This window comes from Myroides odoratimimus (genome assembly GCF_030326305.1).
GTDB lineage: Bacteria > Bacteroidota > Bacteroidia > Flavobacteriales > Flavobacteriaceae > Flavobacterium > Flavobacterium odoratimimum_A.
Map to the genome: position 1 here is coordinate 1 of NZ_JACAKB010000019.1, position 20999 is coordinate 20999.

At 34.4% G+C, this 20999-nt stretch carries 8 protein-coding genes; all 8 read right to left on the reverse strand.

The annotated features are described in order from the left end of the window. Positions 1–45: 45 nt before the first annotated feature. Positions 46–333, reverse strand: a complete 288-nt coding sequence (gene tnpA / locus HX049_RS12900; protein ID WP_286416331.1) for an IS66 family insertion sequence element accessory protein TnpA — start codon at positions 331–333, stop codon at positions 46–48. 30 nt (positions 334–363) lie between these two features. Beyond that, positions 364–786, reverse strand: a complete 423-nt coding sequence (locus HX049_RS12905; protein WP_286416333.1) for a hypothetical protein — start codon at positions 784–786, stop codon at positions 364–366. Positions 787–877: 91 nt separating this feature from the next. Next, positions 878–1891: a hypothetical protein gene (locus HX049_RS12910; RefSeq protein ID WP_286416336.1), complete on the reverse strand. Its 1014-nt coding sequence runs from the start codon at positions 1889–1891 to the stop codon at positions 878–880. Next, positions 1891–7308 (reverse strand): hypothetical protein, encoded by a 5418-nt coding sequence (locus HX049_RS12915; RefSeq protein WP_286416338.1) that lies wholly within the window; start codon positions 7306–7308, stop codon positions 1891–1893. The genes HX049_RS12910 and HX049_RS12915 overlap by 1 nt, the downstream gene beginning before the upstream one ends. Before the next feature lie 432 nt (positions 7309–7740). Then, the gene (locus HX049_RS12920; RefSeq protein WP_286416340.1) at positions 7741–13677 is read right to left on the reverse strand and encodes a hypothetical protein; all 5937 of its coding nucleotides are present in this window, start codon (positions 13675–13677) and stop codon (positions 7741–7743) included. A 56-nt stretch (positions 13678–13733) separates the two neighbouring features. Then, the gene (locus HX049_RS12925) at positions 13734–14162 is read right to left on the reverse strand and encodes a hypothetical protein (RefSeq protein WP_286416342.1); all 429 of its coding nucleotides are present in this window, start codon (positions 14160–14162) and stop codon (positions 13734–13736) included. Between the two features lie 11 nt (positions 14163–14173). Then, on the reverse strand, positions 14174–16318 hold the full coding sequence (locus HX049_RS12930; RefSeq protein WP_286416344.1) for a fibronectin type III domain-containing protein: 2145 nt from the start codon (positions 16316–16318) through the stop codon (positions 14174–14176). Between the two features lie 9 nt (positions 16319–16327). Next, positions 16328–20998 carry an Ig-like domain-containing protein gene (locus tag HX049_RS12935; protein ID WP_286416346.1) on the reverse strand — a complete coding sequence of 1557 codons (4671 nt, stop codon included), beginning with the start codon at positions 20996–20998 and terminating at the stop codon, positions 16328–16330. Between the last annotated feature and the right edge of the window lies 1 nt (position 20999).

Genomic DNA, 20999 nt, shown 5'->3' on the forward strand with positions numbered 1-20999 from the left:
CTGATTTATACAAGTAGAATTGATGGCTACTACTCAGACTAAACATTACACAAGGTTTACTAATGAATAGAGTTCACTTAGGTCTTTCGTTTCTAAACGTAACTTCACTCTATCAGGATAGACAATCTCGTATTGTTTACCTTCTGTTTTAGGTGTTTTACCTATTGCTATAAAGTTACTTGAGCATTCTCGCTCTGTTTCACTCTTAAACTTTACTACCCAATAACTAAATGTCGCTAACTTAATTCCAACACTTTCACAATACTTTGATTGTGTTAATCCACTTGTTTTCCAATCCTCTACATGAGAGTACATAATTTCTTGTTTGCTCATCTCTTTATTATTTAAAGCAAACTTACTTCCTTACATTATATTATGAAACATGCACTTGCTCGGATGAATACTCTTGTCTATCTCTCCTTCAAATATTCCATCGAACCTTTTAACACTATTTGCTGTTATCTCTGGTGTTTCCCTTATCTTTCTCAACATAAAAGTAGCTCCTTCTACAGCGTAATTAGGATCTTTATTCTTCTTATTGATAACTTTCAGCTCTTTGATTACCTTATCAAAACCTTCTTTACCTGCAAAGGTATTCCCAAAATACAGAACATCGTCTAAATACTCATCCATATTTTTTAAGAAACTTGTTGATGCCTTTCCACAAGTACTGCACCCTGCTCTAACATTCGCCTTAATAATTTCTTCTAATCCACTTTCTCCGCCTATGGCATCTAATGCTTTTTTATTAGAAGGATGTAAGAACTCCGCTACTTTATCAAACACAAGTTTGTCCTCTAAACTCTTGTTTTTTCAATTCTACTAACAAACTTAAACAGTATATCTACAAAAACAGCTCCACATAGGAGCTGTCTATCTATTCTTTTTCAAAGATATAAAGAGTTTTAGCAGAACTTAAAGCTCCTATTTTCTCTTCATTGCCTTGAAGCTGCATAATACGTACTTCTCGTTCCCCTTCTTCTGTTTTAAACTCATAACTCCAAGTAACCTTTTTACTCTGTCGATCTAATAATCCAATCTTACTTTCACTTGGATGACTTGCAAAATAAATAGAATCGTCTGTTAAAACAAATTCTGCAAGATCATTTCGGATAGCAAATCGCTTTAATTCTTCTGTCAAGTCTATAAAAATTAGCGTTCCGTCTACAGGATTTATCTCCCAATAAAACTCCCACATAAAGCCAATTAGCACATTATTCTTTTCATCTATCACTGTTGCTTCTGGCAATGGAATAGCAGATGGAAGCCATTCACACTTAAATCCATCAATACAATCAATTCGATGAACCAACTGTCCTGTTTTCACATCTAATGCTATAATAGTATGATGGTTTAAGGCTATCCATAACTTATCTTCTAAAACACCTATAAATTTCTTTACCTTCCATTCTGCCTCTCTGCTATAAACATCGTTATGAGGGTTATTAGAAATAGTTGATACATCGTATTGCCAATTAATACTGCCATCTTGAATATTACAAAATCTCAATAACTCCTTGTCAATAAAGAAGAATAAATTATCTTTAAAGTAACTTAAATCTATTTTTCCATCATATAATTTTATATCCTTTTTCTTTGTTCTTTTATCTACTCTATCATAATATATAAAATCGTCTTTTGACAAAATATAATAAAAATTTCTTTTCTCATATGAACTTAACAGATTACCTTCATAATTATAGAGTAAATTAAAACTTCTATTTGTAAAAACATTGATTATACTATCACTATAGTGAATACCCCAAAAATCATCTAATTCTATAATCTTTTTATTAGGATACAGCATAATAACTCCATTCTTTTCATAATATACTCGTTTGCTTAAAACCTTAGCATCTCCTACATTTTTTAAATGCCCTATTAATTCCATTAATCTACTTTTATAAATTTATAAACTGGGCTATTGATATTTTCTATCTCATCAAGAAAATCATCAATACTATTTACTTTATTACCAAATAACTCTTTTATCTTACTTTCTCCTAATCCTCCTTTAGACTTAGGTTTAAAAATTTGTTCTGCATTCTTCTCATACATTTTTCTAAACTGTTCAACTATTTTATCCCTATCTGAGAATTTTAATTTATCAAACTCATACACTATATTATCTAAAGAAGTTGTTTCTTCTAAATAACTCAGGTGTTGTCTCAAGAATGCATCACTACTTGAGATACTACTAATAGAAGTTGATCCGTAACTCTTATACTCAAATTTCTTTCCTGTTATCAGTTCAATATCAAATCGACAATTTAAACATATCTTGTCTATCTCTCCTTCAAATATTCCATCGAACCTTTTAACACTATTTGCTGTTATCTCTGGTGTTTCCCTTATCTTTCTCAACATAAAAGTAGCTCCTTCTACAGCGTAATTAGGATCTTTATTCTTCTTATTGATAACTTTCAGCTCTTTGATTACCTTATCAAAACCTTCTTTACCTGCAAAGGTATTCCCAAAATACAGAACATCGTCTAAATACTCATCCATATTTTTTAAGAAACTTGTTGATGCCTTTCCACAAGTACTGCACCCTGCTCTAACATTCGCCTTAATAATTTCTTCTAATCCACTTTCTCCGCCTATGGCATCTAATGCTTTTTTATTAGAAGGATGTAAGAACTCTGCCACTTTATTAAACACAAGTTTGTCCTCTGCAAATTTAGAACCTCTACCAAATGTTTTTAATATCAAATTCTTAGCCTCATTATCTAATAACTTAATCTCATCTACATATTTTAATCCTTCTTTGATTTCTGCTTTCTTCGTATAGTTTTTTACATCTGCAAGAACACTACTTTCAAATTCTTTCGTCAATTGTTGATTTGGTCCTAGATAAACCGATGTCAACTGTAATTCCCCTGGTTTTATATCTCCTACATGAGCTACTCTAAGTACAAATCCATCTGCATTATCAGCCTTTGTAGCGATTATACCAATACGCTTAGCAGCATCTTCACCGATTTTTGCTCCTCCTTTAATATAAGCTGCTCCTGCTAATGGAATTGCTAAGGAAGCTGAATATATACTTGTTTCGAAATAATTACCTCTTGCTGCTGAATACAATACTCCAAATGCATCTGCAAATATATCAGCAACTGGAATCATTCCAACTACATCTGTCACTCCATAAACAAAATCATCAAAAAGCTTAGCACGACTAAATCCATAAAAATGACGATCTTTTAAAAGTGTTCCATTCAGTTGCCAACCAATCTTAACTTTAGCTCCCCATGTCCAAGATTCTTTACTATCTACCCATAGCTGATCCGTTAGAGACTTATTATCAAAATAAGGTTCTCTAAATTTACCTAAATCTTCTGTACTTATTCCATGCCATAAACTTACATTTTCTAATCCCTTAGGTGTTTTTTCTAAAGAGAGATACCCTTCTAATTCTCTAGCACGTTTTTCTTCATACTCTTGATAATAACCAGTGTCTTTTCCCTTTAGGTAGCTCCATGCTCTATCAAGTTCTTTTAATTTGATTAATCCATTTGATTCATAGAATTCAAGATTCTTGATAAAAGGATATCCTTTTACTTTTTGAGTCTTAGGAAAAGTAACTTCTAAAATACTCTCATCTGCAAAACGATAATACCTATGTACGAACAAAGGTTTTTCTATTTGTGCAAAAATCTTGTATACATTCTTATTCCACGATTGCGTTTCATCTATACTCACATCTCCAGATAAAACTACATCTCCATCATTTACCTGTCCATAACCAAGCTTAACGCAGATATCTTTTAAATTAAGTGTCTTACCATAAGGCACAATCATTAGTAGTGTTTTCTTTCCTAATTGAGCTTCTTTTACTATCTCTGATGCGCCTATATTCAGTGCTTCTACTGTATAGAATGCCTCTATATTTTTTTGTAAAAACACTACTCCTACATAAACATCTGGACGATAATAGTTCAATAAATGTAGCCTATCTTCCAACAATTCTAACTCTGCTATAGGTGCTCCCGTTTTATCTCCTACAATTTGAATATGATTAAACTTACCTAAACTTCTATCCTCACTACTTAAACCTTTTCTATCGTTAAATCCTTTAATTAGAGCTTGTTTTATTACGTCTTTATCCTCACTTGACATCACATTGAAGTACATAAAACCTTTACAAGATGATTCTGTTTCTTGACCACCTTCTACTACTCCTTTAGCATTTATCTTTGTTGGTACAATACCTTCCTTCTCTACTCTTGCAGCTTCTTTTCCACACTCGCTATCAGCTCTATGAACAGTATCTGTTTTCCAACCTTTACCATCATCTTTTTTAATAATGTCTATTATCTTATTAAAGTCTTTTGAGGTATAATTTTTAACATCAATAAATTTATATAGCGTGAAGCACTCTGGTTTAGAAGAGTTTTGCCAAATAGCTACCTTTCCTGTTATTGGTTGACTTTCAGGATAGACTTTCTTATCATTTAATTCATCATAATAATAACCACCATCTTTATCAATCCACTTATAAACTTGTTTTTGATTTCCATCTCCAAAACCTGTAATAAAATAAGAATTGTTTTCATTATTGAAGTATCCTGTAGGCGTTCTTCTTATCACTTTTCCATTAGGGGTAAATCCTAAATATTCTCCTTCACGTAATCCTAACGCCCCATCACCCTTATTCTGAACCACAGTCTTCAGGCTAAACTTGCGCATATTCATCTGCTTCCAGTCCACCTGATTAAAGTCATCAGCTGTTGGTATATCCATGATACTATTAGCAGCTCCACCTTTAGTGCTATACTGCGTAAATGGATGCTGTAACTCGAACGCGCCATGTCCTAATTCATGGGCTGCTGTAAGTGATATGAAATCAAACTTACTTACTCTCTTTTTATCCTTATCCTCGTATATCCCTTTTCTTGGATCTGCCACAAATCCAAACTGACTCTGTATAGGCATACGACCAAACTGACCACCTTCCTGGTCTGATACAAAAAGATAGAATGCTGCCTCTTGATCGTGGCTAGAGAAGTACTGCTCGATAAACTTCTGCTCTGATGGTGTGTAGCTACTTAAAAATTTCTTATCATCTTTAGACACCTCACTAACGTCTAACTGTCCATCTGCATATAGCTCTAATACATCTGCCTTTACAGTCACTCCTGATCGGCTATAGATCTTTATTAGCTCCTGTTTTAACTTCTCTGCATCTACTGACTTAGACGTAGGTACTATCTTAAGTGGTAGTGTGATAGCGTTTAGGTGGATTAACTGCATCGCTCCTGCTACCACATACTTCTCCTCGCCTTCTGGCTTATACACCGCCATAATCTGATCCTCAGCGTACTTAAAGCGTCCCTTAACGGTAAGCTCGTACTCTGTATCACTATTCTTCACAAAAGCAATAGCTGAACCTGCTGAAGTTTTAAAGTCTAATGAATCTAACTTCACAGCCTCTCCTGTAAACTTAACTCTTGCGATTACTTTATCTGTCTTGCCGTTCTCTACTGCTTTATATGGAAGGTATTCTCCTTTTACTTTTTTGTATAATGCACCATATTTATTAGATGCGTTTGCTCCGCTGGCATTGTCAAAAGTATAAACTGCATCACTTGCATTCTCAAAGTATATACGCACTCCCTTAGCACTAAACTCGGTTACCTGCCCATCTTTGCCCACTCCTTTGGTGTTCTCTGGTTGAGGCACACCTGTCTCTGCTTTTTCACCTGTTGGCTTTGTGATTGCTTCTTTTCCATCAAAGTCTGATGGGATGGTCCACTCTTTACCTGCTCCATCTACTATAGTGTAATCTTTCTTCTTCTCTAAGATCTTCTCCTCCCCTTTAGTTCCTACTAATTTAGGGTTACCTTCTGAGTCTATTGTGATCTCTTTAATCTCAAACTCTACCTCTTCACGAAGACTTTCTTTCTTATTTAACTCATTTGTATTTTTGACATTCTCCCAATTCTTGTCATAGGCTGTCTCTACCACTCCATTGATTAACTGATAGTCTGTGTTGATCTGGATGTTCTTAAACTCTACAGCTAAAGTAATTCCTAAGTATGGTACATAGATAGACCCTACACCTGTATAAACAGATGAGCCTGTACCCTCTAAGCCCAATATCTTCACCGTAAAATCTCCTGCGTAGAATGACTCATTTACCACAAGGTTAGTCATCGGATCGCGATTAGTAATCTGGGTATCGGCCTTTAATCCACAACTAAAGTCCTTGTCTTTATCTTTTGATTGTTTAATTTCATATCTAACAATCTCGCTATACGTATAGTTTGGTTTAGCTGGATATACCTCAGCTTCACAAGTTCCCCCTACTCGGAACTCATACGTAAAACCTGGTTCTAGATCTGTAATAATAGTGTGGTTATTTAAAACATAACGATCGAACCATTCTGCTCCTACTACCCCCTCTTTTCTATACTGCACGTGATACTTCAGATGCGTAGGTGCGCCTTGCCAATTTAACTTCACTGCATTGCGCCCATTTGCAAGCGGTATAATACTACTTGGCGCACTACAATTAACAGCTACGCTAAATGAGCGTACCTCGCTATAGCCGTTATTTTTAAACACAGAATTCTCCGCTAATCCGCTAAATGAAGTAGCCTTTACTCGCCACCCGTAGCGCTTACCTGCTACTAGTGTAGGTTTGATTAAATCATATAGCAGTGTAGTAGAGCGTATCCCTTCTTCTTTATACAGCACAGGTGCCATATCAAAAGCGTATGTTACTCCTAGATTAGGATCTCTTAATTCTTTTAGCTCAAAAGTATAGCTTACGTTTAGAGCATTGATCTGACGTGGTGTCCAGCTAAATACGATATTAGTAAAGTCATTCTGATTCACCTTGTCCTTGTCTAACGGAAGGTTTAGCATAGGAGGATCATTAAGCACCAAGTACATATGAGCACAGCTCTTCTGAGATAGGCGCTTACGCGTTACTAAGTCATATACTTCATAGCAGATACTATACATGCCATCAGGTAAGCTATTAGCATACATATTCTGGCTAATACCGTCTAAATTGCGCAATTGGAAATATGGAGCCAGCTCCATACCTGATAGACTTAAGATATCTCCTCCGTTAATAAACAAAGGGGGCACTCCTTGTATCAAATCTCTACTCTGAGCTTTGATACCATTGCCTTCTATATACATTTTTAAATACACAGGACGGTTTATAACCGTTAAATCTGTTGTCACCATCTGCAATTGCATACGGTTAACTGAACTGTCAGTATATTCTACTAATTTACTACTATAAGGTGGTATAATCTGTGGAATAACTTGTACGGGATATAACTGTCCTAGCATAGTGCCGCTGCATAACAGCAACAGAAATATAGAAAGGTAATGGAGGATCTTTTTCATTTTTAACGTTTTAAAAAACAGCTAATTAATTCTATTACTCAATATTTTTTATAAGTAATTTTATATATTACACGCCTCTTTTAAAGGCATTCTTTTTCTTATTATGTCAATACTCAAGTTTCTTATTCTCCTTTAGAAAACACAACCTTTATACTGAATATTAACGAATACTTGTTTACTCTTTATGTATTCTTAATGCTCTCCCGATTTGGGTGAGTCCGTAGTGACTCCGTTATAAGTCCGTAATGAGCCCCTTATTTTGAGACAAACTACGGACTTACTACGGAAGTATTATCTACTCACATTAGAATAATCATAAACTCAACTACATCTGAAGTATAACTCTAGTAAGAGTTCTTCTTACTAGAGTTTATTTTACTTGATAATAATTTTTTTACTTATTGTTTGACCTGATGTCTCTAATATCACAATATACAACCCTGCAGCAAGTTTAACACTGACTGGGACTACATAATCTTTACTATTTGACAACTCTTGACGATAAAATATCTGTGGGCTGATATAATTAATCAACCTTAGATTAATCGGACTTTCTTTTGAGAGTTTTACATATACTGTAAATTCTCCATTACTCGGTACTGGAGCGATGATAAACTCTTCTATTAAAGGTCTTGTTAAATCTTCTCCACCGCCATATCCTGAATCTTCTTCTACCACTACTTTCTTATAGAAGGTTTGATAACAGTCTCCTTGGTATTCTCTAAGACCTATTTCATATTCACCTACTTGATCAAAAATTAGTTTAATATAATGATCTGTCTCTTCGATGACTCTTACCCCTTTAGGCAATAGCCATGTTGTCTTATCTCCTTTTGGCTTACTTACATTTACGATCACCACTTCCTCTGATTGATAAGCTTGGGTAGTGATTAAAAATTCAGAACTAATCTGTATATTCATTCGTTTGATCTCAATCTGACTTGTCGCTGTACATCCTTGAGAGGTTGTGATAATAGCTGTATATAGACCTGCTTCTTTTAACTCTACTTTACTCGAGGTTGAACTAAACCCGTTAGTCGAAGTCCACTTATACTTAGTTCCTTTATCCTTGATAGTGATATCTAGAGGTAAAGTTTGTGCCTCACATAAGGTTACATTTTCTCCTAAAGAAAAGTTGAATTCTTCTGGATTAGCTATAGTATATTCTTTCACAAAGCCACATCCTTCAGCATCCTGTACCACAACTCTGTAAACACCTGCCTTTAAGTTTTTTAATACTGGTACAGTAGCTCCATTATTCCACTTATAGGTATAAGGCGCCACTCCTCCACTTACTTGAAGAGAAATAGCTGCTGTTGATTCATTATGACATTTTAGAGGTTCTACTTTCTCTATAACGTTAAACTGTTCAGGCACATCAATACTTACCACTCCTTCTACTCTACAACCCTTACTATCATACACGATTAAGTAATAAGGAATAGATATTAAATCTTTAATTTCGCTTGTTGTAGCACCATTACTCCACTGATAAGTATATGGGCCTACACCGCCTTTAACAATAGCTTTAGCACTTCCTTTTAAATCTCCTTGACAACTAGAATCTGTCTTTTCAAAACTCAAAGTTAAAGCTTCTGGCTGTTCTAAGTAATAGATAGAATCTTTCTTATCCTGTAATACATTATTAACATATTCTCCTAAAACAATTCCATTGCTATCCTCTACATTCAAGGCATATTTACCTGTTGATAAATTAGTAATTTCCTCAGATCTAAAGTTGTATAACTCTTGCCATGTACCATCCTTTTGTTGTTTCTTCCAGGTGTATTTATAAGGTCTATCGTTGTTCTGTCCTTTCTTAAATGGACGTCCTCCTGTCACAGTCACTCTTAATACTCCATCTTGTGCTTCATCTCGAATACCATTGTTATCACTGTCTACTTCGTTTCCATACATATTGCTTAGGTTACATGAAATTGGGTGTACAACCTCATACTTCACTACAATAGGATCTGGCTCAGTCACTTGGTAGCTCTTCTCTACTATAAAACACTGATTAACAGACTCACTATAATCATGAGCATCCCACACCGTTAAGAAGTACTCTCCTTTGCTAATGCCTTTTAGTTTTAACTCATAGTACTCTTTTGTTGTTTTGGTTACTACTTTTGTATTTAAGACTTTACCTTGTTTATCTGTCCACTGATACTTATAGCTTCCATCTAAGAACACTTTCCCTTTACTGACTCTCACAGTTATCTCTCCATTGGTACCTTGATAAAAGGTGGGTTCTATATTTGATACTAATTCTACTTCTACTGGAGCAAGAATATCAGTACTAGCAGATATAATACATCCTCTACTATCAATAACCGTTAGACTATAATGCCCCGCCTTTAGGTTTTCTAATCCTGGAGTGATAGCCCCCGTGTTCCACTGATAAGTATAAGGAGCTACTCCTCCTTTTACTTCTACATCTATATTTCCTAAGCGATTATGACACTGGTTTGTTGGGATAAAGCTCATCACTAACTTTTCTGGTTGAACCAGTTTATAGATAGAATCTGTTTTTTCAACAAGTAGATTATTAACATATTTCCCTAGTACAATACCATTGCTATCTTCTATATTTACAGCATATACTCCGTCATTAAGCTTTGCTGCGGTCTCTGTTTTAAACTGATCAAGAGTTTTCCAAGTTCCATCTGCTTGTTGTTTCTTCCATGTATATTTATACGCAAGCCCATTGTTTTGGGTAGGAGAAAACCTACGTCCTCCTTTTACATGAACCTTTAAAGTCGCATCACTCTCTTGCCCTTGTTCTAAAAATTCATTATCAACATGACACGAAATTGGCTTTAAAAGCTCAAAGCGTGCCTCTAGTGGATCTGGTTCTGTTAATTCTATTTCCTTTTCTATACTATAGCAGTCTTTTAAGGCCGCTGTAGGAGTATACCTAGCGTCTTCTATGCGCACGGTATATTTTCCTTGTTTTAAATTACTTAAACTGATATCATAACCTTGAGTGCCTGCCTTTACACTTGCTTTAGCCTTATGACTCACATCATTTCCATTAGCATCAAACCAAGTAAACTTATAGCTACCATCACTTAAAGCTAATCCGTCAAATACTCTAACAGTGATAGTTCCGTTACTCGCCCCTGAGAAACTAGGGTCTGCTACGTGTACTACCTCTAATTTTAAAGAAGGTAATACATCGATAGATTTCTCTATAGTACAACCGTGTGCATCAGTTATAAGAACCTTATAAATTCCTTCTTTTAAGCCTGAAATATTAGGAACTACTGCTCCATGGCTCCATTGGTAGGTGTAAGGAGCAACTCCCCCCTCTACTAAAGCTTGGATAGTACCATCTGACTCAACACAAACATCTGTCTTTACAAAAGAAAGTGTTAAGGCTGTTGGTTGATCTAAAAAGTAAGTAATATCCTTTTCTTCTACCAACTCATTATTTACATATGTACCTAGACGAATGCCTTTACTATCTTCTACATTCACAGCATACTCTCCTGTATCTAGTCCTGTGGCAATAGCTGTGGTAAACTCTGGAAGTGATTTCCAACTACCATCTGCTTGTTTCTTTTTCCAATAATATTTATATCCTTGTCTGTTATTTTCATTTCCTAGATAAGGTACTCCTCCACTTACTTCTACACGTAGAACACCATTATTACCTTGATAACAAGATATAATCTGATCCTCTATAAAACTCGCTTTTAATGGATCTGGTTCATCTAATTTAAAAGTCTTAGTCAGACTATAGCAGTCCTTTAAAGCAGCAGTAGAAGTATATCTGGCATCTTCTATGCGTACTGTATAGTTTCCTTTAGTTATTCCTTTTAAAGTAATATAATAACTTTGATCTGCTATATTTACTTGTGTTTGTGCTTTAGAGGTAATATTATTTCCTTTAGTATCAAACCAAGTAAATCTATAGCTACCATCTGTAAATGCTAAGCCATCAAATACTCTAACTGTGATTTCTCCATTGCTTCCACCTGCAAAAGTAGGTTGGGTTAAAGTAATAGCTTCTACTTTTAATGAAGGTAATATGATGATTTCTGCTTTTACTTGACAGCCTTTAGCATCTGTAACCAAGACACTGTACTTCCCTTCTTTTATATTAGAAAGATCTGATGTCTTAGCTCCGTTACTCCATGTATAACTATAAGGAGCTACTCCTCCTGATACACTACTTGTAATAGTTGCGTCTGCTACGGTACATACATCTGTTTTACTAAGACTTACTTTTAATAATTCTGGTTGATTTAAGAAGTAAGTAATGTCTTTCTGCTCTAAAAGGACATTGTTTACATAAGTTCCGATGCGTATCTTATTCTTATCTTCTATATTTACCGCATACGTTCCTGTGTCTAAGCCAGTAGCGGTGTCTGTACTATACTGTGGTAAGTCTTTCCAAGAACCATCTGCTTGTTGTTTCTTCCAAAAGTATTTGTAGGGTTGTCTGTTGTTCTCAAATCCTGTAAATGGCACTCCACCACTTGCGATAACGCGCAAGGCTCCATCTCCACTCGGATCTGAATAGATATTCTGGTTATTACATGAGATCTCATTTATAAGCTCTACTCTTGCTTTAAGTGCATCTGGTTGTCCTACTATGATCTCTTTACTAATAGTTGTACATCCTGCTTTTGCAATAGCATCATTATAATTCTCATCATAGATTGTCAAGTAGTACTTACCTGCTCCTATACCATTAAGAGTATTGGTATATACATTAAGCTCTATTTTATCAGAGGCTAGATGAGTTACATCATTACCATGCTCGTCTACCCATTTATAGTAGTACTTACCTGAGTTCTTAATAGGTGTTCCACCTTTTACACGAGTTACTACCATCCCATTAGTCCCTCCATTAAATTTCGGTTCTGTAATGTCTGCTTTTTTTACTTCTTCTATTTCTAATGGAAATGCAGGCTGCGTTAAGGGTTGTTCTCTTACAATATCATCTCCTAGTGCATCAGGTTCACCATCTATTTTTACAATATGTTTAGCAATACATCCGTTGCTATCCATTACTTTTATTTTATAGGTACCTGCCTTTAAATTGCCTATACGCATATCAGCTCCATTAGTAAACGGTAACCAGTCTCCTCCATTTAATTGGTACTTATAAGTCCCACTTCCTCCAGTGGCTTTTATATCTATATATCCATCATTACCTCCATGACAATAAATATCCTGAGAACTGATGATTTCAAATTCTACAGCTGTAGGATGAGTAACGGTAAAACTTACATCTTCTTGAAGTACGTTAGAATAGGTATTAATCCCATTATACCACCCTGTAACCTCAATCTGATAATCACCTGATTCTAATCCTTTAATAGGTATTTTATTATTCTGTATATCTTTCTTGGTAATATTGTATAAACTAGGTAGTTCTCCTCCAGTTCTTTTATTTCTAACCGTTAAACTTATCTTCTCTTCATCAAAAAGCTCTCGACTTAAATACAACTCTCCCTCTCCATCATTTCCTAAGTAACAGGTTGTATTCTTAGTTGTCTTAGCTGTGATATGTGGACTAGAAAACACTATATCATAGATAATTGGTTGCGTCCTTACTCTTCTATCACATGCTACTTGTCTAATACCTACAACTCTTCCTATATGATTTAAAATACTAGAACCTTCTAAATCTAAAGCCGATATAGAAATATCAGGTTCACCTTGGTACTGAGGAAGTGGTAGCCAAGCATCTACATCAGCATCTGTAACATCTTTTCTATTATCTCTTATGATATACTCCCAATTATACATCTCTTTAGCAAAACCTAAATTAGATTTAATAGTACGTTTACTATGTGTAGGTAAAGCTGTTTCATTAATATTATCACTATATAGCTCTAAAACAGGTGATACTGAATACACAAATCTCATATCACTTACTCTACCATGATCTGACTTATACAAATAAACACCTGTAGAACAATTATTTAAATTTCTTTCATAGTCATCAATTTTATACTCTTTTCTTTTCCCTCCTCTAAAATGAAGATAAGTATAAATCTTAAAGTAAGATATTTCTTTATCAACTTCTCTATCCATAAGTGTCGTACCAGAAGCCTTATATTTCCTCCTACTAACTTTCTGATCAACTAAAAACTCACTACTACCATCTTTGTAATGAATTGAAATTTGAACTTTTGAATTACTAGAAGTTCTAGTCTCAACCCAATTTTCGAAATAATGATCATTTACTATTATATGATAAAATGGCTTTGTTCTCTGTCCAAAAAGATTAACACTACAGAGAGCTAAAAACAAGATTAATAGTACTCGTTTATATATCGTATTTGTTAACTTCATAATATATACATTTTTAATAGCGTAGTTTCTTTAATTAAAAAACTACGTTATATTTTTTAGTTTTTAATTACTTCATAAGTAAACGCAAAGTCAGATGTCTTGTTAGGTAGCCAACTTGGAATAACTTCAGATTCCGCACCACTAGAACTTAAACTGAAATCTTTGTTTAAATTATAACTTCCATTTCTAAAATGTAGAAACACATAGGCTTTAAGACTTATTGGCTTTTTAACAGACACTAATTGCTCTTGTAGATTAACAGCTTTATACGTTATACCTCTTACTTTTTCAAAATAAAGTGTTTCGCGGCTTCCATCCTCAAATGTTACTTCAAAAGATACTTTTGAATTACTAGATCCTGTTCTTGTGCGGTCATAACTTTCGAAATTAAAATCTGTTAATTTAACAGTGTACACATATTGAGCAAAACTAGTTGCACAAAACAATAGTGTAAAAACTAAACTTAAAAAAATGTTCTTTTTCATAATGTATATATTTAAAACTTAACTTCTAACTTCTCTCCTTTACCTACTCCGTCTTTTAGATTAGGCATAAAGTGATATTCGTATTCTGTGTTTAATGATAACTGATTATCTAAGATAAAGTCAGGTTCTGATGTCTTTACTACTTTCCATAGAAATGGTGTTTTACCTACTTCATTTCTATAGATCTCTATACTCTCTACTTTTGCTTTATCTGTGGTATAATCCCATTTAAGAAGTACTCTTCTCTTATCTCTATCAACTACTGCTTCTATATTCTTTAATACTTTCTTGGCTTTAATATTTAAAGTCTCTATCGTAATAATAGTATTAATAGATTCTGGATCTGACCATAGATTAGACATATTTTTAGCCTTTATCTGGTACTCGTACTCTTGCCTTGGTTCTAGTTCTGACTTATCAGTATAAGAATCCTCTGATTGAGTAAATGTCTGTATAGTCTGCCATATCCCCTCTCCTCTTTTTCTTCGAGATAACATTACTAAGCTTACATCTTCACTACTGCTATTCTCCCAAAACAGAGTAACTGAATCAGCTTTAAGGTCAAAATTGGTAAAAATAGGTGCAATAGGAGGAATAATATTAGGTTTCTCTAACACGAGTACTTCTGAGAAATCTGATACATTATGTCTTTTGTCCTCTGCTGCTATTCGGTAATATACTTTCTTGTTAGCAAACTTTAAATTCACTGAATCTGTATATGTATTGGTAGGATAAGCATTTCTAAAAACATCCACAAACTCTTCGCCTGCTTGTTGACCACGGATAATGCGATACCCTAATAAATCTTTCTCTGTGTTAGCGTTCCAAGTTAGATGTACTACGCCTAATGTATCTATCTGCCCTTTTAATCCTGTAGGAATAGCAGGCGCAATACTATCTATAGGTTGTACTAAAATACTCATTGATCTAATCTTTCTATCATCTAATCCTATAGCTGCTACTTTGAAATAATTAGAAGGCTCTAACTCTTTCTGAATAGAACTTCTTTTACTCTTATCAATCAATCCGCCAACTCGATTAAATCTACTTTCCATAGAAGTAGCTACTTCTAATTCAAAACCTTTTATATCTGCTTCTTTCTCCTTTGGAAAGTCCCAAAAGATCTCTGCTCCTCCTTTATCATCATATTTAAATCCTTGCATCACTGGAGCGATTTGATTCTCTACAATTCCTTTTACCACGATTGGTTTTGATACCTGTCCTTTTTCTCCAAAAGAGCTAATACCATAAATACGATAGTAATAATCTTTATTATTAACAGCTAATGTATCTGCATAATAAATTAACGGGTTCTGTCTACTATCTGCCGTAGCGGCATTTAGATCAACTATTCCTCTATCACTTAAAGGTATATAAGGTCCTTGCTCACTCTCTGATTTTTCTATAACATAGGATACATAAACATTGCGATACAAAGTAGCTGACCACCCAAAAAGAACGTTTTTATCTCCTCCCATAGCGATAAAATCAGTAATCACGGGTAGCGGCTCATATTGGTCAATACCGATTAGAGTAGCTCCTTTACCTATGCTTAAATCATCTTTTACTTCTACCTGATAAATATACTCTTCTCCTTTTTTTACGTTCTTATCTACATATCCCCAACCAGCTAATAAACTTGCCTCAAATGACATATCTGCTGCATATAATGAGAACAAGAAACGCTGATCAATCTCTTCTGCTGTATTAACTATACGTCCAAGTTCGCTATCTTCTATTTCACCTGTATCTTCCATCTGAAAGCTCTCCCCGAAAAGAGCTTGAGCAATAACTGCTGCATACTCGTTTTTATCTTCTAAAATAGCTTTCTCCCACTGCTTTTGTTCTGCTGGTTTGATAAGGTTTAATACTGTTTCTTTAGGTGCATTCTCTATAATCTGACCATCTTTTTTAACTAATCTCTTATAAAGCATATACCCTTTCTCATTAGCTTTTTTCCAAGCTATAGGAGTAGTAACTCCCCATCTTAATAAAACAGCATCTTGCTGAGCACGTGCAGCAACCTTGATAATCGGTTGCTCCACTTGTTCACTCTTTTTCTGTGCAAAAATGAATGTTGATAACATTAAAACGATAACTAGTATCACTCTATGAAATACACTAAATAGATTGATCTCTTTATTTATATAACTCATTCTCATGGTTTAAAATCTAAATTCATTTAAGTTTCTATACTTGTACTTATACTCTACCTTCTGTTTTTCACCAGGTAATACATAATTTACTTTGATGTTATAATCTCCATGTCGCATAAACTCAAATCGCTTGCGAAGCAGTTCATAATAAACAGATGATGACGAAATAGGTTTATCTATTGCATCATTAACCATTTGATTAGTTAAATTAACCCAGTCTTCTTTGTACACCAATCCTAAGTTATAAGTATAGGGGAAGTAAGACATTCTCCAATTCTTATTCACATTGCGATCCGCACTCATTAAATAGTAACTTCTAATAAACAAGGCTTTACTTGGCACTACACCATACTCCTGTGTATCTCTATGAGTGAAGGTATACTTGCCTTCTAAAGGATAATTAGCATACAAGAATGGATTAATGTCCATTATAAAATACTTATCATCCATAACAGCCTCAGGTTGTAATAGTGGTTTTCCATCTGTAAAACTAGAGCCTACTAATTCAATTGCTTCAAAAGGTTCCTCTGAACTAATGGCATTCTCCAAAGAGATAGCATCTGAGTACTTTACTCCAAAATTATATGAAGTCGTCTTTATGCGCTTCATTTTATCTGTAAAAGTCTTATACTTACTGGTTGCAAACTCATAAGACAGACGATCTACTTCTCCATCAGATAACACTACCTCTGCTTGTTTTTGAGTCACCGTAATTTCATTACCTTCTTCATTGGTTGACTTACCTGCTTCAGTTTGCCCCGTGTATCCTCTTGTTTTTTCTTTTTCTATAACCTTACCTGTTTTACTCTTACTGATAATTGAGAATAAATATTCTTTTTCGTTCTTCAGTTTTTTTGGTAATTCATAACTCACTTGATTTGTTGCATTGTTATAACTAAATGGTGTAGCTAATGTTTCCTTACTTCCCTTCTCTGATATCTTTATAGAAGTATCCCACTCGGCTAATTCAAACAAATAATCTTGACCTTGTTTTAATTGAATATAGCCTTGTGGATATTCTTTAGTATATAAATACTGCTGATCCACCACTGGATAAGAATACTTAATATTGTGCAACGGAATATACTCTGGTGCTTCTCCTGACACAAAAGAAACACTCTTTGTCTCTTTAGCAGGTTTGCCATTATCCATCACTGGTTGATATGATCCATTCTCTAATTTGTAGAAACTAACTTCTACTTCTGTTGTGTATTTTTTTCTAGATCCTAAGATATCTGTAGGCAGAATAGTCGCACGATCCTTCATCTCTGAGTATGAGATAGTCGATGGTACTTCTACACCTGCTTCATCTATAATTCTAAACTTATCTAACATTACTTTATAAGTATTGTCTCCACTATCCTCTGGTATTACAAATGGTTCATTCACTTTCATAGAGAAGGTTGCTTGTGGAGCTATAAATACATCTACATCATCACTACCATCTTTAGGACTTAGATCTGTTATCATCTTCATTCCTCCTAATATTCCTGCATCTGCAAAGACACATTCTTTACCTATAGTTACTTTAAATCTAAACTTACCTTTTATTAGTCCTCCTAATACATTCATATGACCTCCTACATAACCTCTTGCCCAAAATGGATTTGGTAATTTAGCTTGCATCAATGCAGCAGCACCAGCTGTTAAAATTGGAATTTTCATTTTGATAAACCACAACTTAACTCGGATACCTAATTCTCCTTGTAAATATGCATAGGCTTGACCATTGGCATACCATCCATTAATTCCTATACGGTCTGAACTTGTATTTAAACATGAAGCTTCCCCATAATCTCTCAACATAATATCATATCCCATACCAGCCATAAAACGAGCATACATAATCAGAAAATTCAAATTCCCAGTGTCTACATCTTGACTTGATCCAAAAGCTAAACCAGCTCCACTAGCTAATTGATTCTCATCACGCATATAATTCAATTCTTTTGTATCTACTCCTAAGATACGAGCAACATGACTTGGAGGTGGTGGGCTATCAGGTAATTTAGTTCCTGCCATATAATAAGATCTGTTTGCAATAAACATCCCACCTATTCCTATTTTAGTACCAATGCGTTGATCTGGCGTACCAATATATATATGCCATTCTTTAGGTCCTTTATAAAATTCAGCATAACCTACACTTCCTTCTGGTCCAGTTCCTTGAATTACATTACCAGGAACATGTAAAAATGTTTTAAAACTTCCAAAAAATGAATTATTTATAAAATCTAATTCTATTCCAGCTTGTACTTCAAAAGACAAACTTCCCTTCTTTTTATCACGTGGTAATTCTTTTACTGAAATATCAACTAGTTTATTAACTGGAGCTCGTTGATTATCAAGCTGAGAAAAAGTATATTCTTTTTCCTTAGTAAGACCTAATTTTTCAGTTATATCATAACTTCCTTTATCTTTAAAATAGTTAGTTTTAGAATCAACTGTTTCAATTATTTTTGATATCTTATCTACTCCTGGAATCTTTCCTAATATTTTACCATTTCCATAAATTCCAATAAAAGCTATACCTCCAGAAGAGGTTGTTGCCATTTCATATGAAGCTTGTAAACTTATTAAATCCTTTCCTACCCCCATGCTTATCATTGCCTTAATTCCTAATCCCACTTCTTCTTTTGGTGTATAGGCTAAGCCTGAAGGAGAAAATTCTGTTGGATTTATTCCTGCTTTTCTTTGCATTTTATAATAAGCTCCCCCTCCAAAACCATTAATAAATGCTCCTGAGAAATTAGCTGAAGTATCAAAATACCAATATCTAAAGTCCTTTCTTCCAAAAATAGCTTTACTCTCTACACTTCCAACACTAGGATAAGCTACTAATAAACGTGCATTAAATCCATCTCCATACAGTGGATCCTTCCTCATTAAGTTAAGTTCTCCTTCTACTTTTAACCCAGCAAAACTCCCATTAATATCAATAGAACTAATATCTAATTTCTCAAAATGCCATTTCTGAACAACTCCTTCTGAACTAAGTCTTCCAACAATAGAAAGTCCACCTTTAGCTGAGAATTTACTACCTTCCATTAAATTTAATCCCAATTTAAAATTTAATGCAGCAAATGTCCCTCCCATATTAACACTAATATCACTAATAGAAACTGGAAAATTATTAAAACTCAATTCCCCTTTTGTTCCCATATAATCAACTGAAATCATAGGAGCAACCGTTTGTAATTGAAGATTCTGAAATACTATATTCTGAAAAGCGACTAAATCTTTCTCATTTGGATCATCTTGTTTAGCTTCATTGTTCTTTACATTAAAAGAAATTCTTCCACTTAAATTAGCCTTAGGTAAAAACTTACCTTCTTTTACCTTTAACTCCACTGCACTACCTGAAGCTAATGTCCCTTTTGCTTGCCAAATATTAAAATCAATATTCTCTTTGGTCATTACCTGAAGACCATATTCTCTTTTTGATATATATCCGTTATATCCAAGAGCTGTTTGTTTGGCTGCTTCGCCTTGTTTTACTTTACTTATTGGCAATAAAATATCTCCTGCTAAACGACCTCCTTTTAGTTGATTAGTTGCAAAACTAACTTCTATTAAATCTACTGAGTAAGCCCACGCATTCGATGTAGATGTTGTCCCTTGATCTAATGGAAAAACATTAGTAGCTGAGAAAACACCAGACACTCCATGCTTATCAATAATTAAATTTTTTGCTCCTAACTCTATTCGCTTGCTTGGATTATCCTTAGTTTTAAACTCTGCTGGCAACGCTACAGATAAACTCTGCACATAGACTCCTCTCCAACTATTTTGATTCGGAAATAACAGTCCATTATCTCTATATTCCTCAGGAAAAACAACACTTGGATCATTTTGACTATCAGACAAATCAAGTACAGCATTATTTACATGAAACTGGAAATTACCTTTGTAATCCTGACCATTTTGTTTATCTGCAAGGGTAAAAGGCTCTAAACTAACATTGATTAAGATATCATTCCAGCTTTTAACTGCAAACTCGAAATCCCCTTTTACTCTATTGGGCATGATTTGTTTACCCAAAAGTGGATGAGTATAATATCTTGTCTCTCCTGGGATAAGATCACCTGTACTTATATCTATTCTCTTTATTAATTCATCACTAAAATGAACTGCTCCATTAACATGGAGTTCTCTAAAACCATTACAGTCAATACTTGCATAAGTTTGATTCAAGACTGCTCCTGTTGCCATATCAAAACCACCATACAAAGACATCCCCCATTTACTTCCTAATTCAATGTGAACATCTCCTAATAGTGTAAGTTTTGCATCTCCTATAATTCCTCCTTTATTCGATATCTTGACTCCATCTGCTCCAAAGTACAATGACCTTGGCGCTTTCTTATCTCCTCCTTTTTGATCCGTTACTTGGGGGATATCAATCTGACAAAAAACAGTAACTTCAGCATATTCTGGATAAAACTTCGCCTTAGTTATAACTACTTTATATAGGGCATTATCTTTACCTGTAGATATACCTATAGGCAACACCATTAAATCCTCTTTAGAGAAACTCTCTACCCAATTACCTCCTTCTTCTACTTTTTTAATTTGAGAGCTAGCCTCTGCTACTTTATCAGAAGCATCTCTGATCTGTTGGGCCTGTATTGATGAACTATATAGAACAATTAATACAAAAAATAATATTATCTTTTTCATA

Coding starts and splice junctions, on each gene's coding strand:
- tnpA (WP_286416331.1), bottom strand. CDS start 333: ATGAGCAAACAAGAAATTATGTACTCTCATGTAGAGGATTGGAAAACA.
- HX049_RS12910 (WP_286416336.1), bottom strand. CDS start 1,891: ATGGAATTAATAGGGCATTTAAAAAATGTAGGAGATGCTAAGGTTTTA.
- HX049_RS12915 (WP_286416338.1), bottom strand. CDS start 7,308: ATGCTAGGACAGTTATATCCCGTACAAGTTATTCCACAGATTATACCA.
- HX049_RS12920 (WP_286416340.1), bottom strand. CDS start 13,677: ATGAAGTTAACAAATACGATATATAAACGAGTACTATTAATCTTGTTT.
- HX049_RS12925 (WP_286416342.1), bottom strand. CDS start 14,162: ATGAAAAAGAACATTTTTTTAAGTTTAGTTTTTACACTATTGTTTTGT.
- HX049_RS12930 (WP_286416344.1), bottom strand. CDS start 16,318: ATGAGTTATATAAATAAAGAGATCAATCTATTTAGTGTATTTCATAGA.
- HX049_RS12935 (WP_286416346.1), bottom strand. CDS start 20,998: ATGAAAAAGATAATATTATTTTTTGTATTAATTGTTCTATATAGTTCA.